This is a genomic window from Corynebacterium sp. HMSC064E07 (assembly GCF_001815745.1).
Lineage (GTDB): Bacteria > Actinomycetota > Actinomycetes > Mycobacteriales > Mycobacteriaceae > Corynebacterium > Corynebacterium jeikeium_D.
In genome coordinates, this window is record NZ_KV821816.1 from 1 (window position 1) to 13,353 (window position 13,353).

Below are 13,353 nucleotides of genomic sequence, written 5' to 3' on the forward strand. Positions count from 1 at the left end.
CATAAACTCGCACAGTTTCACATTTGCAGCCCGTCTTTCTGAAGTTGTCAGGTTTGCTGCTTAACCAAAAAACGCCCGACCGCCTGCGCATCAACTGCACAGAACAATCGGGCGTGAAAAGGCTTTTGGCTATCTAGCCGCCTATTTACTTCTTGCGAGCCTGACCCGGCTTCGGAGCCGGCTTGGACGGCTTGGAAGAGATCTTCTTAGCGTCGTCAGCGTTCTTCTTCTCGGTCTTGACCTCGTCGACCTTGATTTGAGCCTGCTTGGAAGCCTCTGCGGCCTTCTCCTCAGTGGTCTCCTTGGCCTTAGCAGCCTTGTCCTTGGCCTCGTCGGCCTTGTCGGCTGCCTTGCCCTTTACCTCTTCAGCCTTGTCCTTAGCCTCAGAAGCCTTCTCTTCAACGGTCTCCTTGACCTCTGCGGCCTTCTCTTCGACCTTGTGCTTAACTTCCTGGGCCTTCTGCTGGTACGGAGCTGGGTCAACCGGGAGCTTGTCGTCCTTGCGCAGCTTCCAAACGATGACACCGACGATTGCTGCAACAACAGCGAAGACCAGGGAAGCGGTTGCGATGCGACCGTTCTTGGCGCGCTGCTCTTCCTTACCGGTTACCTTGTCGATAGCCTTCTGGGTACGCACCTCGAGGTCCTTGCGAGCCTTCTTGGCCTTCTTTTCAGCCTTCTTAGCCTCGCAGCGAGCCTTGCAACGGGTCTTCTTGCCCTTGCGCTTAGCGTCCTTCTCGGCCTGCTTCGCAGCCTTCTTAGCCTGCTTCTTGGTCTCCTTGGACTTCTTCTCAACCTTGCCGGTCAGTTCTTCGGCCTGCTCAGCGAGCTGATCGCGGGCGTCGGAAACCTTTTCCTTAACGTCTTCCGCCCAATTGGTTGCTGCGTCCTTTGCTGCCTCGTTCTGTGCAGCTGCCACCTTCTTAGCCTCCTGCATCGTGTCGTAGAGCTCTGCAGCCTTCTTGTCCCGGTAATCCGAGTAGCTGTCGTAAGCGGACTTCAGTCCCTTGACAGCCAGCGAGATTGCGTTGGGGTTCATGACTCTCCTTTATTAGTGCGTCGCCAACAGGCATCGCCTTTAATTCTCAATCAATGATTAATACTGCTGCGGCGCCAGTGCCTCTGAGACCAAGATGCTTCTAAGTCCAAGAGCTAGGGCCCAGTTAGGCCTAGCGCCGAAATATTTGCAGCAGGCTCACATTCCAGCTTAGGCACTATTTGGCCTCCATGGGGGTCAACGAAGAACTCTTTTCCTTATCTTGAGAAACATTTTCGCTGGTTTCTGCCACGGAGAAACTCACCAGTAGGAGCAATTGGCCACCAAGGTCGGTATCCTAAGGAACGTGACTATTAAGACTGCTACTGCAACTGTGCACACCAACCATGGCGATATCGTGATTGACCTGTTCGGCAACCACGCGCCGAATACCGTCGACAACTTCATCGGCCTGGCAGAAGGCACCAAGGAGTACAAGGGGCAGAACGCCTCTGGCACCGAGTCCGGCCCGTTCTACGATGAGGCCATCTTCCACCGCATCATCGCTGGATTCATGATTCAGGGTGGTGACCCGCTGGGCACCGGCACCGGCGGCCCGGGCTACATGTTCGACGATGAGATTCACCCGGAGCTCCAGTTCGATCGTCCGTACCTGCTCGCTATGGCAAACGCCGGCAAGCGCGGCGGCCGTGGTACCAACGGTTCCCAGTTCTTCATCACCGTTGTTCCGACCCCGCACCTCAATGGCGCTCACACCATCTTCGGTGAGGTCGCTGATGATGCCTCGAAGAAGGTTGTCGACGAGATCGCTCGTGTGGCTACCGATCACTGGGATCGCCCGCTGGAGCCGGTCGTGATTACCTCCATCGACATCGAGAAGTAATCCGCTAGCTTCTACGCTCTTTAACCCGTCCGGTTGTTCCGGGCGGGTTTTTTCATGCCCATTTTCGCTTTACGACGGCCCGTAACTTCAATGTTGTGTTTAGGGGTAGTGGGGGTAGTAGCACATCGTGTTGATTCTCCACATGTCCACAGCCCTGTGGAAAAAATACTCCACTGTTCACCTAGGTGAACACGGGCCAAGAAGCACGTTACGGGTTCCAATTTTCACAAATTACAACAATTCACAGTTGTCCACAGACTTGTGCACATGTGTGGATAATTCCATTCTTGTAATTTACGAACCAGCGTTCGAAAGTGGTCGAACTCCGCAGAATATTGGAGTTACGCACAACTTAACTTGCAACTATGTTACTTGTTCACAGAGTTATCCACAGGCTGTGGATACTGTGGACACAGGGGATAGAACCAAAGTTGTCATGCTTTACGGTTTCTGTCACGTAACCCGTGAGAAATTTGGGACGAAATCTCTCCACAGTTATCCACAAATTACATGATTGTTACACAGGTTTCTGTGGATAACTTTTTTGCGCGATCAGTAGGAGGGAAATCCTCATTCGTCGAAAAACGTGTGGGAAACGGGTGTACTGACGGGGGTGAATTGACCTGGGTTTTTAGGTATGAAAAAAAGGCGCATCCAAAAGTGGATGCGCCTGAGGGGGTGCGATGTATTAGAGCTGACTAACGCCAACCCATAGTCATCAGCAGACCAACAATGAAAAGACCAAAGCCGATGACGTAGTTCCATGCGTTCAAAGTCACCATGAACGGAATATGCGGACCCGCGATGTAGTTGACCAGCAGCCAGCCCAAACCAATCAGCATGAACCCGAACATCAGCACCTTGTACCACACCGGCGTCTGAGTGCTGTTGATTTTGACCGGGGTACGGCTGACGGAGGAGCCACCGGATTGTGGTGAATTAGTGCTTTCGATCTTTGCCTTAGGCATAGCGCTTTAAACTCCTTAGGTTGTGGTCAGCAGGTTGCGATCAGCGCGGTATCTACACTCCCGCGGTATATGCATAATTGTAAACTTTGCATCCGAACTTACCAGTGAAGTTCGCAGGCAGTAGAATTCCCAGTTATGCAGATTCTCGTCGTCGATAACTATGACAGCTTCGTATTCAATCTGGTCCAGTACATAGGCCAGCTCGGCGAAACGGTTACTGTCTGGCGCAATGATGATGCGCGTCTCCGCGATGTTGACGACGTCGTAAAGCAATTTGATGCAATCCTACTGTCGCCCGGTCCCGGTGAGCCGTCTAATGCGGGGTGGACAGAGGACATTATTCGCGCGGTGAGCAGGCAGGACGAGCCGACACCGGTGTTGGGTGTGTGCTTGGGTCACCAGGCGATTGGTGAGGTCTTTGGTGCGCAGGTCGTGCGTGCCGACGAGCTGTTGCACGGCAAGACCTCCCCGGTCACTCATGACGGCACGGGTGTTCTGGCCGATGTGCCCAGTCCTTTTATTGCCACGCGCTACCACTCGTTGACGGTGGATCCGAAGACGTTGCCGGAGGAACTCATTGCCACGGCATTCACGGATTCGGGCATGCTGATGGCGATGCGCCACCGCGACCTGCCGATTCACGGCGTGCAGTACCACCCGGAGTCGGTACTCACCCAGTACGGGCACCGCATGCTGGTCAATTGGCTGCGGCTGGCCGGCGGTGAGTACACCGAGGAACTCCTGGCGGAGTTGGAAGAGCAGCAGGCCGTGTACCAGCGCGCCTTCTCAGACGTGCTGGCACACTAGCCGCTAGTTAGGCAGCAGATCCGGCAGCCTTATGGGAGGTTCCGGAGCAGGCCGTTCCTCTGAAGAGCTCTCCGGGGCGACCCCCAGCCGGTAGACACGCAGGGTGACCTCGCCGTCCTTGTTGACCTTGGAGCCGGCCGACGGGTCGGCCTTCTCCACGTGGTCGACCTTGGACAGATCCAACGTGGTGACTTCCTCGGTGCGGATAGTTCCCTCGAAGCCGGCATCGGTGAGTGCCTTCTCCGCATCGCGGAGAGTCTGGCTCTCAACTCGTGGCATCTTAATTTGGTTGCCGCGCGAAACGTGCAGCTCGACAGTCGTTCCGACGGTGAGCTCCGTGCCCTTCTGGGGAACCTCAACAACGGTTCCCTGTTCCTCAGTGGAGTCAACCTCCACCACCTCGACAACGAAACCAGCGGACTCGAGGGTCGTGCGGGCGGAATCCAACCTCTGACCAGTGACATCCGGAACAGTCTTGGTCTCGATACCGGAGGAGACAGTCAAAGTTACACGGGTTCCCTTCGACACCTGAGAACCGGCAGCTGGAGACTGCTCGATGACATTGCCGCGCGGAACGTCCTCACTCGGTTCCTCTTGCAGCTTCGGATTGACGACAAGCCCCGCCTCCTCGAGTAGGCGGCGAGCTTCCTCTGCCTGTTTGTCGCGTACATCCGGCACATTGGTCAACTCTGGGCCCGAAGATACGCGCAGCTTGATACGAGATCCCTGCGGCAACCCCGATCCGACGCCCGGTTCGGTGGCAATCACCGTGTCTCGGGGCACATCTGGGTTCGGCTCGTCGACGCGGTTGACCACGAAACCAGCCTGCTCGAGAACCTGCGTTGCCTCATTGACATTTAGACCCTCGACCTGCGGAATGGCAACGGTCTCGACCTCGGTGGACGAGTTGAAAAGCTGGTAGGCACCGTAGCCGACACCGCCGAGAGCGACCAGCGCAGCAGCCGCCAGTGCGACAGTCTTTCCTGCGCCACCCTTCTTTTTCTCAGGCTCGTCAGTGTTAGCGATCTGAGCAGGGGCTTCCGGCTGGGCAGCCACTCTCTCCGGTTCCGGAGCCGGAGCCGGAGCAGGGACAGCGGCCGGAGTTGCCTGCTGCGCAGGGGTCACCCGGGTCTCAGCATCCGACGGAGTTGCCGGAAGGAATTCGGTGGTCTTCGCGTCGTCGTCATGCGCGCCGTGGTGCGCCAGCGCCAACGGATCCTCGCCGCGTGCAAGACGACGCAAATCCTGGGCGAAGTCCTCTGCAGAGTCGTAGCGCTCCATCGGATCCTTGGCCATCGCGGTCAACAACACCGCGTCGAGGGCCTGAGCCGTGTTCGGGCCGGTGTTGAGCTTCCCCGAAGGCCGCGGCGGCTGGTCCTGAACGTGCTGGTAAGCGACAGAAAGAGGGGTTTCGCCGGTGAACGGCGGGGCGCCCGTGACGGCCTCGAAAAGTACGCAGCCGACAGCGTAGATATCGGAACGGGCGTCGGCGGTCTTACCGCGCGCCTGCTCCGGCGAGAGGTATTGCGCGGTACCCAGCACCGCCGCAGTCTGCGTCATCGTGGTGGAATCACCGAGCGCGCGAGCGATGCCGAAGTCCATCACCTTCACCTTGCCGGTGTTGGTCAGCATGATGTTCGCTGGCTTGATGTCACGGTGAATAATGCCCGCATGGTGGGATGCCGTCAGCGCATCACACACCGATGCCATGATCGATGCGGCCTTCTTCGGGTCGAGCCGCCCCTCACGACGAACAAGATCACGCAGGGTCTCGCCCTGAATCAGCTCCATGACAATGAAAGGCACGCGCCCCATCGGGCTATCCGTCTCGCCGGTGTCGTACACCGACACGATCGACGGGTGATTCAGCAGCGCTGAATTTTTCGCTTCACGACGGAACCTTGCGAGGAAGTTCTCATCCCTGGCAAGGTCGGCCCTCATCATCTTGACCGCGACAGAGCGACCGAGAACAGTATCTTCAGCGCGGTAGACATCGGACATGCCGCCAACGCCAATGAGCTCGCCGAGCCGATAACGGCCGGAGAGGAGATCGTCATTGCCAGACATTGTTCGTCAGTCCCTTCGGAAGGATTTCCACCAAAACATCTTGTACCTGAATATTACTGTGCATCTGGAGTCCCCAAGGTATTACCGGAGTCATTTCCCAGGGGCAATTGAATACCGGGCAGACCACCGCCGCTGGAGTCGTCGCCACTGTCGTTGCCATTGTCGTTGCCCGAATCCTGAGTCGGTTCGGACGTATCCGGAGCGGTCTCGCTGGTGTCCTGCTCAGTGGAGCTGTCAGAGGCACCGTCATTGTTGCCGCCGTAGTTTTCCCCAGAGTTGCCGCCGTCGTTATTTCCCCAGTTACCGGAATTGTCTCCCGACCAACCGTAACCAGAACCGTCGTTGGGGTCGGTGTTTTCCTCTGTGGTTTGCTGCTGTGACTGGTTCGGAATGTACTGCTCCAAGTTCGGAATGGTTGGCAGTGAACCGGTAGTCGACAGCGAATAGACGACCGCGATAGCACCGGCCAGCAACACTAGCAGCACCAACAGCACAATGCTGCCGCAGCCACAACCGCAGCCACTGCGCTTCTTTGCCGGCTTACGCTGTCGGGCGGGTTGCTGCGGTGGCCGCTGTGGCTGCTGCGGTGGCTGCGACACCGGCATGGGCGGTCGCGTCATGGCACCGAGTTCGGTGGTCGCCGGGTTGGCAGCGTTGGATTGACGGTGCACCGTTGGGGTCACACCACGCGGCTGCGGTGGGCGGTGCCCCGCGCGCACTCGCAAAACAGCCTGTGCCAGCTCACGGCCATCGGCATAGCGACGCTGCGGATCCTTGCGCAGCATAATGCCGATAAGTTCGCGGATATGCGGATTGACCGTCGGCGCCAACGCAGGTGGTGCCTCGTTGATGTGTGCCACGGCAACCGCGACGGTGGAGTCGCCCTGGAAGGGCCGGGCGCCGGCCACCATTTCGTAGGCGACACAGCCAAGCGAGTAGATGTCTGTCGCCGGACTCACCTGTTTGCCCTGCGCCTGCTCCGGTGAGACATACTGCGCGGTACCGACGACCATGCCGGTACGCGTCAGAGGCACCGCTTCAGCGGCTTTGGCAATGCCAAAGTCGGTAATTTTCACCGTGCCCTCCGGCGTCACCAGGAGGTTGCCTGGCTTAATGTCGCGGTGGACAAGGTTCGCAGCGTGAATTGCCGACAGGCCGTGTGCAGTCTGCTCCAGAACGTCGAGCATCAGGTGCTCTGGCAGGGTGCGACGCCGCTGCAGCACCTGCGACAGAGATTCGCCACGGATGTACTCCATGACGATGTAACACGCGCCGTGGCTGCCGATGTCGCCTTCCTCGTAGGTGACAATCTTCACCACGTTTGGGCTGTTGACGCTGCGCGCAGCGGCGGCTTCGTTCTGGAAACGCTGCCGGAACTCGTAGTTGTCCGAGTACTCCTGGTTCAGAAGTTTGATTGCAACCAGTTCGCCGCTGGTGGCGTCGTCGGCAAGCCAGACGGTGGACATGCCGCCACGGCCGAGCAGACGGCGAACGTGATATCGGTCGCCAACGATGTCTTGAACTTGGTGGGCATCCATGCTTATCGACCCGCCTGTTCGACCGCGTCAATGAGTGCACGGCCAATCGGGGCAGCAACGGAGGCGCCGGTAGCGCCCTGGCCCTGGCCGCCACCGTTTTCCACGACGACAGCCACGGCGACATCGGAGTCCGGCGCGAAGGCGATGTACCAGACGTGCGGTGCGTACTCGCCGCGGACAGCACCGTGTTCCGCGGTACCGGTCTTGGAGGCAATACGCGAACCGTTACCGCCCGAGTGCGACTCGGAGCCGCGCATCAGCTCAGTTACGGTCTCCGCGACCTCCGGCGAAATCGCCTCGCCGGCTTCAATCGGCTTAAAGGACTTGATTTCGGAGAGGTCGGCACCGCGCACCGATTTGATGATCTGGGGTTCCATGCGCACGCCGCCGTTGGCAATCGTGGCGGCGATGATGGCGTTGTCCAGCGGCGTGAAAGACACGTCGCGCTGACCAATGGAGGTCTGACCCAGCGAGGACTGATCCGGAATATCACCGACAGCGGAGGGCTGAATCGGCAGGCCCGCGTCATCGTGGGTCTCACCGATGCCGAATCGCTTAGCGACGTCCTTGAGCGCATCGGCCCCGTACTGCATACCGAGCTCAGCGAATGCCGTATTACAGGACTGCGCGAAAGCCTGGCGGAGAGTTGTAGTAGCCCCACCACAGGTCGAGCCACCGTAGTTCTCCAACGTAGTGGTGGTATCCGGCAGCGTAATCTGCGGTGCGCCAGTGACCGAGGTGTCCGGGGAAGCGCCTTGCTCCAGTGCCGTGACCGTGGTCAACACCTTGAAAGTGGAACCCGGCGGCAGCGGACGCTGAGTGGCGTGGTTGAGCAGCGGTGCGCCCTCATTGTTATTGAGGGACTGCCAGGTACTCTCGTCGCCGGCGGCGATGTCATTCGGGTTGAACGACGGTGTGGAGGCCATCGCGAGAATTTCACCCGTCGATGGGCGAATGGCGACGGCGGAGCCGACGTAGCCGCGTTCAGCGAGTTGTTGGTACGCAGTCCGCTGAGCGTTCGGCAACAGCGTCAGCTCCGTGGAGGCCCCAGAGGGTTCCTTGCCCGTGACCATGTCGAGGGCGCGGGAGGTAAACAGCGAAGGGTCGCTGCCGTTCAAGATCTCGTTCTGAGAGCGTTCGATACCGGCCGAGCCGTAGATGTCCGACAGGTATCCGACCACCGCGGCATATGCCTCCGGGTCGGTGTCGTAGCTGCGGTCATAGAAGCCGCTCTCGCCCTTGACCGAGTGGGCCAGAATGTCGCCGTCAGTGGTGATTTGGCCGCGAGGTTTGGACTTTTCCTCCAGGAACTGGCGGCTATTCAGCGGATTGTGGGCGTACTTATCCTGCTGGAAGCCCTGGATGTAGGTCAGGTTCGCCAGTAGAAGAACGAAGAGTCCGAGAACGACAACAAAGATTTGGCGAATGGTTTTATTCATCTACTGGTTCACCTCCTGAGATGCGTTGGCATTGTCGTTGAGGCCCGAAGGGCTGCTTTGAATGCCCCAGGGGCGGTTGGCCTCGTCAGAGACGCGCAGCACGATGGCCAACATGATGTAGCTGGCCAGCAGTGAGGAACCACCGGCTGACATGAACGGAGTAGTCAGACCTGTCAGCGGCATCAGCTTGGAAACACCGGCTGCAACCACGAACAGCTGAATGGCCATCGAGAATGCGACACCGGCCGCCAGCAGCTTGCCAAAGGAATCACGTACCGCCAAGCTCGCCGAAATACCGCGGGAAATCAGAATCGCGAACAGCAGGATGATGGCACTCAGACCGGTAAAACCTAGCTCTTCACCAAAGGCCGAGAGGATGAAGTCAGAGTGTGCCACCGGAATGTTCTGTGGGTAGCCCTGGCCCAGACCGGTGCCACCGATGCCACCCCAGCTCATGCCGAACAGACCCTGGGAGAGCTGATAGCCGCCCTCGTCGTAGGAGCCCAACGGATCCAGGAAATGCGTGACTCGCGCCTGAATCTTGTCCGAAACCATGTAGACACCGACAACGCCGACGGTCACCAGCACCATGCCGATGATCAGCCAGGAACCACGACCGGTGGCAGCGTAGAGCATTGCCAGCACAGTGCCGAAGAGCACCAGCGCCGGGCCAAAGTCATTCTGCAGAGCCATGATGACGGTAGCGATGCCCCAGATCAGCAGAATCGGACCCAGGTCGCGAACACGCGGGAAATCAATGCCCAGGAAACGCTTGCCCGCCACATTGAACAGCGAGCGCTTATTCACCAGCAGCTGAGCAAAGAAGATCAGCAGCATGACCTTGGCAAACTCACCCGGCTGCATGGAAAACGGGCCGATGGAAATCCAGATGCGGGCATCAGCATTAATCGACGACGGCCACACCAGCGGTAGCGCCAACAGAATCAAGCCGCCGAGACCCAGCAGATACGAGTACTGCGACAGCGAGTGATGGTTGCGCAGCAGGACGATCACGCCGATAAACAGTGCGACACTGAGTACGGTCCACATGATCTGGTTGCGCACCAACGAGGTGTCATTGGCCAGGTCGAGGCGGTGAATCATCACCAGCCCCAAGGCATTGAGCGTTGCTGCAACCGGCAGCATCACCTGATCGGCGTTGGGCGCCACAAAGGTCAGCGCGATATGCGCCACTGCAAAGATCACAAAGAATCCGCCAATGATGTAAAAGACATCTGCGGTCAGAGAGTTGCCCTGAGCCAGTTCCAGTGAAATTAGTGCCAAAAGCAACAATCCTGCCGACAGCAGCAGCAGGAGCATTTCCTTCATCCGAAGCTGTCGCTTCGTGGTAGTTTCACTCATTTTCGCACCTGCCTACAGTTGACTCCTGGCTTCGAGCCCAGCTTTTCATCCTTCTTGTCATCGTCGGAAACGGACAGACATACCGGCAGTGCCGACTCCGCCAAACGGCCAATCTGGTCGCTGACACCGTCGTAGGAATCAGCCGGCAGACCTTCCAGCGAATTGCGTGCCGCCGGTGAGAGATCTTCCGGCGTCATGATGTGGCAGTCGACCTTCTCCTTCGGCGTCCCAGCCGGAGGAAGCTGAACTTTATTGTCATCGGTCAAACAGATGAACTGATGTGGCTCTTGCAGATCGAAGCCCAGCAAACTGCCGGGCACGCCGTGCATCAGCTGCACCTGCCCGTCGACCACCGCGAGATGGTACATCGACTCCTTCTTCTGCCAGCCCCAAATACCAAGGCCGACCAACCCGGCCACCAGCACCAGCACCACAGAAATAACTAGCCACTTGCCCTTGGAAGCTTTCTTCTCCGGCGCCGAAGTCACTGCAATTTCCTGCGACTTCCGCGGGCGGAGTGCCGCCGCGCGTCCCGCTGACGTATTGGGGCGGGGGAGTTCCTCCTCCGCACTCTGTAGGGCACCGGCCAGGGCGGGCTCGTAAGGCGTGCGTGCCGACGAATCGACAACATCGGCAACCACCACGGTGATGTTATCCGGACCACCGGACTTCAACGCGTAGTCAATGAGCTTGGTAGCGGCCTCGTCCGGAGTGCCCTCCGAGAGCACATCCTTGATGGTGTCCGCGGACACTGGATCGGATAGACCATCCGAGCACAGCAGGTAGCGATCGCCCTCGTGAACATCGCGATAAGACAAAGTAGGCTCCACCGGGCGACCGGTGAGAGCCTTCAAAATCAGTGAGCGCTGAGGGTGAATTGCCGCTTCTTCTTCGGTGAGATTGCCCTCATCCACCAGGGACTGCACATAGGTGTCATCCCGGGTAATGCGGATGAGCTCCCCGTCGCGCAGCAGATAGCCACGCGAGTCACCGACATGGCACATGCCCAGGCGGGTACCGTCGAAAAGCAGAGCAGTCAGCGTAGTGCCCATGCCTTGCGTAGAGGGGTTCTGCTCAATTTCATCCGCGATGGAGTTATTGCCCTCCATGCAGGCGCTGCGCAGGGACTCGAGCAAATCGGGGCCGGGCTGATCATTGTCCAGCCGAGAGACGGCCGCAATCATCAGCTGAGATGCGATTTCTCCGGCGGCGTGGCCACCCATGCCGTCGGCAAGCGCGAGCAGACGCGAACCCGCATAGGCGGAGTCCTCGTTGTTCTGTCGGATGAGGCCGCGGTCAGAGCGGGCCGTGTAATTCAGAGCAAGACTCATGGTTGCAACCTCAAAGTTGTACGGCCAATACGAAATTCCATACCCGAAGCCAGGCGTTCCGGCTGTTCCACGCGCTGGCCATTGAGGAATGTGCCATTGCGGGAGTCCAGGTCCTCCAGGTACCAGATGCCGTCGCGGTTGATGACGCGAGCGTGCTGGCCCGAGGCGAAGTCATCGTTGAGGACGAAGGCATTCGACTCTGAACGGCCAATAGTGATGTCGCGTTGGTTGTTTAGGTTCATGCGCGAACCCGCCAGCGGCCCGGAGGTGACAAGGAGCTGATGTGGAGTCTGCGAGCGCTGGAAACGCTTGGCCGGAGCACTGCTGGCCTGCCGAAGTGGGCGCAGCGGAGCCGAGCCTGTTGTTTCTGTACGCAGGGTGCGAAGCGTCATCCAAATGAAAAACCACAGGACGACCAGCACGCCGATGCGCGAAAGCAGAAAAACGATAGCTTCCACGTCCGAGGAACCTCCTTATGTAGAGCTGGTGGGTCCGCAAACCGAACACACGGACGTAATTATTCCAGGAATGTGTCGGCAAACCTAGGGCAGTGGCATGTGAACCTGGTGAACCTCACTACTTAGCGAATCTGAATCAGCGAATCTGAACTTCGAGAACAGAATGTCCTAGCGAGATTTCGTCGCCGTCAGCCAGCAGCCAGTTCTCAATGGGTTCGCCATTGACAATGGTGCCGTTGGTCGAATGCAAATCGACGAGCACAGCGTCCTGGCCATCCCACGTGATTTCGGCATGCTGGCGGGAAACACCAGTATCCGGGAGGCGGAAGTCGGAAGCGGTGCCGCGGCCGATGATGTTCGAACCATGGCGCACCTCAAATACGCGCGAGGAGCCGTCCTGCAACAGCAGGGTGACGGTCTTTTCCTGGGACTGGTCTTCGCCCACGGCCGCGCTGCTCAGCTCAGTTGCCGGTTCCGGGTCGACCGCGGGGATGGGGCGGGAAGCGGTGGGGAACTGCTCAGCTTCCGGCTGCGGGTGGTAGGCGGCAGAGGTCTCTGCAGTTTGGGGTTCATCATCGCTTTGCGACGGGGCTGCGTCAGTGTTGGCATCATCTGCACTGTCCTCGAATGGGACGAACTCCGAGGTGCCCACGGTGTCCTCGGTGAAAGTGCTGGCCGTCTTCAACTGGCCGGTGTGGAGAGACTCCACTGCCTGCAGGTGGACGCTAATGGAACCGGTGAAGCCCCAGCCGTTGTTACGGCAGTAGCGTGTCATGCGGTCAGCCAACTGATTCGGCAGGTTGGGCTCGGACGCAGAAAGGTTCTTGTAGTCGGCAGCGCTGATGCCAATGCGGAAATCATTGGGTGCCAAGTACTGACCGTTGGCGTCCTGCATCAGGAAGTCTTCAATTTCCTGCTTCAGGCATTCTTCTAACTCATTCGGGACAACCTTGCCGCCGAACACGCGCGCAAAGCTGTTGTCGAGCCCGCGCTGAAGCGAGCTATCGAGCTTGCGGATGCGTCCTAGGAAATCCATCTGACTAAAGAAATTCGCCTTCTCCCGCCAAACCGCGGCGGGTTACGTGAAAAAAATGTGCACAAAAATTATCGATACTTAAGCAACAGTATAGAGCCCTACACCTTCAGTTAAGGGCTAGGAACTGCTGAGGTTTATCAAATAGTGACGACGGTTGTGGGGGGGAAGTTGCTATTGCTAAGTGCTGAAAAGTGGTGGAAAACGTGCGCTGGCCTGGGGATTTGGTGGTGTATTAGCGCGGGGTGTTATAGTTCTATTCGTTCCCACGGGCGAGTGGCGGAATGGCAGACGCGCTGGCTTCAGGTGCCAGTGTCCTTTACGGACGTGGGGGTTCAAGTCCCCCTTCGCCCACAGCGAAGATCCTCGGAAGTGTAAAAGCTTCCGAGGATTTTTTGTTTCTAGGGTTGGGGTTTGGGGGTTAAGTAAAGAAAAGTGGGGTTAAGTGACAAAAAGTGTGTCCGCTCGGT

General features: G+C 58.4%; 11 protein-coding genes and 1 tRNA gene. 3 read left to right on the forward strand and 9 right to left on the reverse strand.

Translation table 11 applies throughout. The features are described 5' to 3' along the window. Positions 1-145: 145 nt before the first annotated feature. Positions 146-1,039: a hypothetical protein gene (locus HMPREF3053_RS06495; RefSeq protein WP_049172598.1), complete on the reverse strand. Its 894-nt coding sequence runs from the start codon at positions 1,037-1,039 to the stop codon at positions 146-148. A 304-nt stretch (positions 1,040-1,343) separates the two neighbouring features. On the opposite strand from HMPREF3053_RS06495, the gene HMPREF3053_RS06500 reads away from it, so the two are divergent. Then, entirely contained in the window at positions 1,344-1,880 is a 537-nt protein-coding gene (locus tag HMPREF3053_RS06500) for a peptidylprolyl isomerase (RefSeq protein ID WP_369707163.1), read from the forward strand. A 698-nt stretch (positions 1,881-2,578) separates the two neighbouring features. Here the strand turns inward: HMPREF3053_RS06500 and crgA are convergent. Further along, positions 2,579-2,848 carry a cell division protein CrgA gene (gene crgA, locus HMPREF3053_RS06505; RefSeq protein ID WP_005511903.1) on the reverse strand — a complete coding sequence of 90 codons (270 nt, stop codon included), beginning with the start codon at positions 2,846-2,848 and terminating at the stop codon, positions 2,579-2,581. 135 nt (positions 2,849-2,983) lie between these two features. Between crgA and HMPREF3053_RS06510 the strand changes: the two genes are divergently transcribed. Continuing rightward, positions 2,984-3,655: an aminodeoxychorismate/anthranilate synthase component II gene (locus tag HMPREF3053_RS06510; RefSeq protein WP_048731900.1), complete on the forward strand. Its 672-nt coding sequence runs from the start codon at positions 2,984-2,986 to the stop codon at positions 3,653-3,655. A gap of 3 nt (positions 3,656-3,658) precedes the next feature. Here HMPREF3053_RS06510 and pknB read toward each other — a convergent pair whose 3' ends face one another. From pknB to HMPREF3053_RS06545, 7 genes are all read right to left on the reverse strand, one after another. Continuing rightward, on the reverse strand, positions 3,659-5,722 hold the full coding sequence (gene pknB / locus HMPREF3053_RS06515) for a Stk1 family PASTA domain-containing Ser/Thr kinase (RefSeq protein WP_070767462.1): 2,064 nt from the start codon (positions 5,720-5,722) through the stop codon (positions 3,659-3,661). A gap of 53 nt (positions 5,723-5,775) precedes the next feature. Beyond that, a complete protein-coding gene (locus HMPREF3053_RS06520) occupies positions 5,776-7,260 on the reverse strand; it encodes a serine/threonine-protein kinase (RefSeq protein ID WP_070602175.1) in 1,485 nt (494 codons plus the stop codon). A gap of 2 nt (positions 7,261-7,262) precedes the next feature. Further along, positions 7,263-8,699 carry a penicillin-binding transpeptidase domain-containing protein gene (locus HMPREF3053_RS06525; protein ID WP_016421755.1) on the reverse strand — a complete coding sequence of 479 codons (1,437 nt, stop codon included), beginning with the start codon at positions 8,697-8,699 and terminating at the stop codon, positions 7,263-7,265. Then, positions 8,700-10,061 (reverse strand): FtsW/RodA/SpoVE family cell cycle protein, encoded by a 1,362-nt coding sequence (locus HMPREF3053_RS06530; RefSeq protein WP_083310511.1) that lies wholly within the window; start codon positions 10,059-10,061, stop codon positions 8,700-8,702. It lies immediately after the preceding gene. Further along, entirely contained in the window at positions 10,058-11,392 is a 1,335-nt protein-coding gene (locus HMPREF3053_RS06535) for a PP2C family protein-serine/threonine phosphatase (protein ID WP_016421757.1), read from the reverse strand. Before HMPREF3053_RS06535 ends, HMPREF3053_RS06530 begins: the two co-directional genes overlap by 4 nt. Then, entirely contained in the window at positions 11,389-11,850 is a 462-nt protein-coding gene (locus tag HMPREF3053_RS06540; RefSeq protein ID WP_016421758.1) for an FHA domain-containing protein FhaB/FipA, read from the reverse strand. Before HMPREF3053_RS06540 ends, HMPREF3053_RS06535 begins: the two co-directional genes overlap by 4 nt. Before the next feature lie 136 nt (positions 11,851-11,986). After that, entirely contained in the window at positions 11,987-12,886 is a 900-nt protein-coding gene (locus HMPREF3053_RS06545) for a DUF3662 and FHA domain-containing protein (protein WP_070767463.1), read from the reverse strand. 267 nt (positions 12,887-13,153) lie between these two features. Here HMPREF3053_RS06545 and HMPREF3053_RS06550 point away from each other — a divergent pair. Beyond that, positions 13,154-13,237 (forward strand) — tRNA-Leu (locus HMPREF3053_RS06550). The last annotated feature ends 116 nt before the right edge of the window (positions 13,238-13,353 follow it).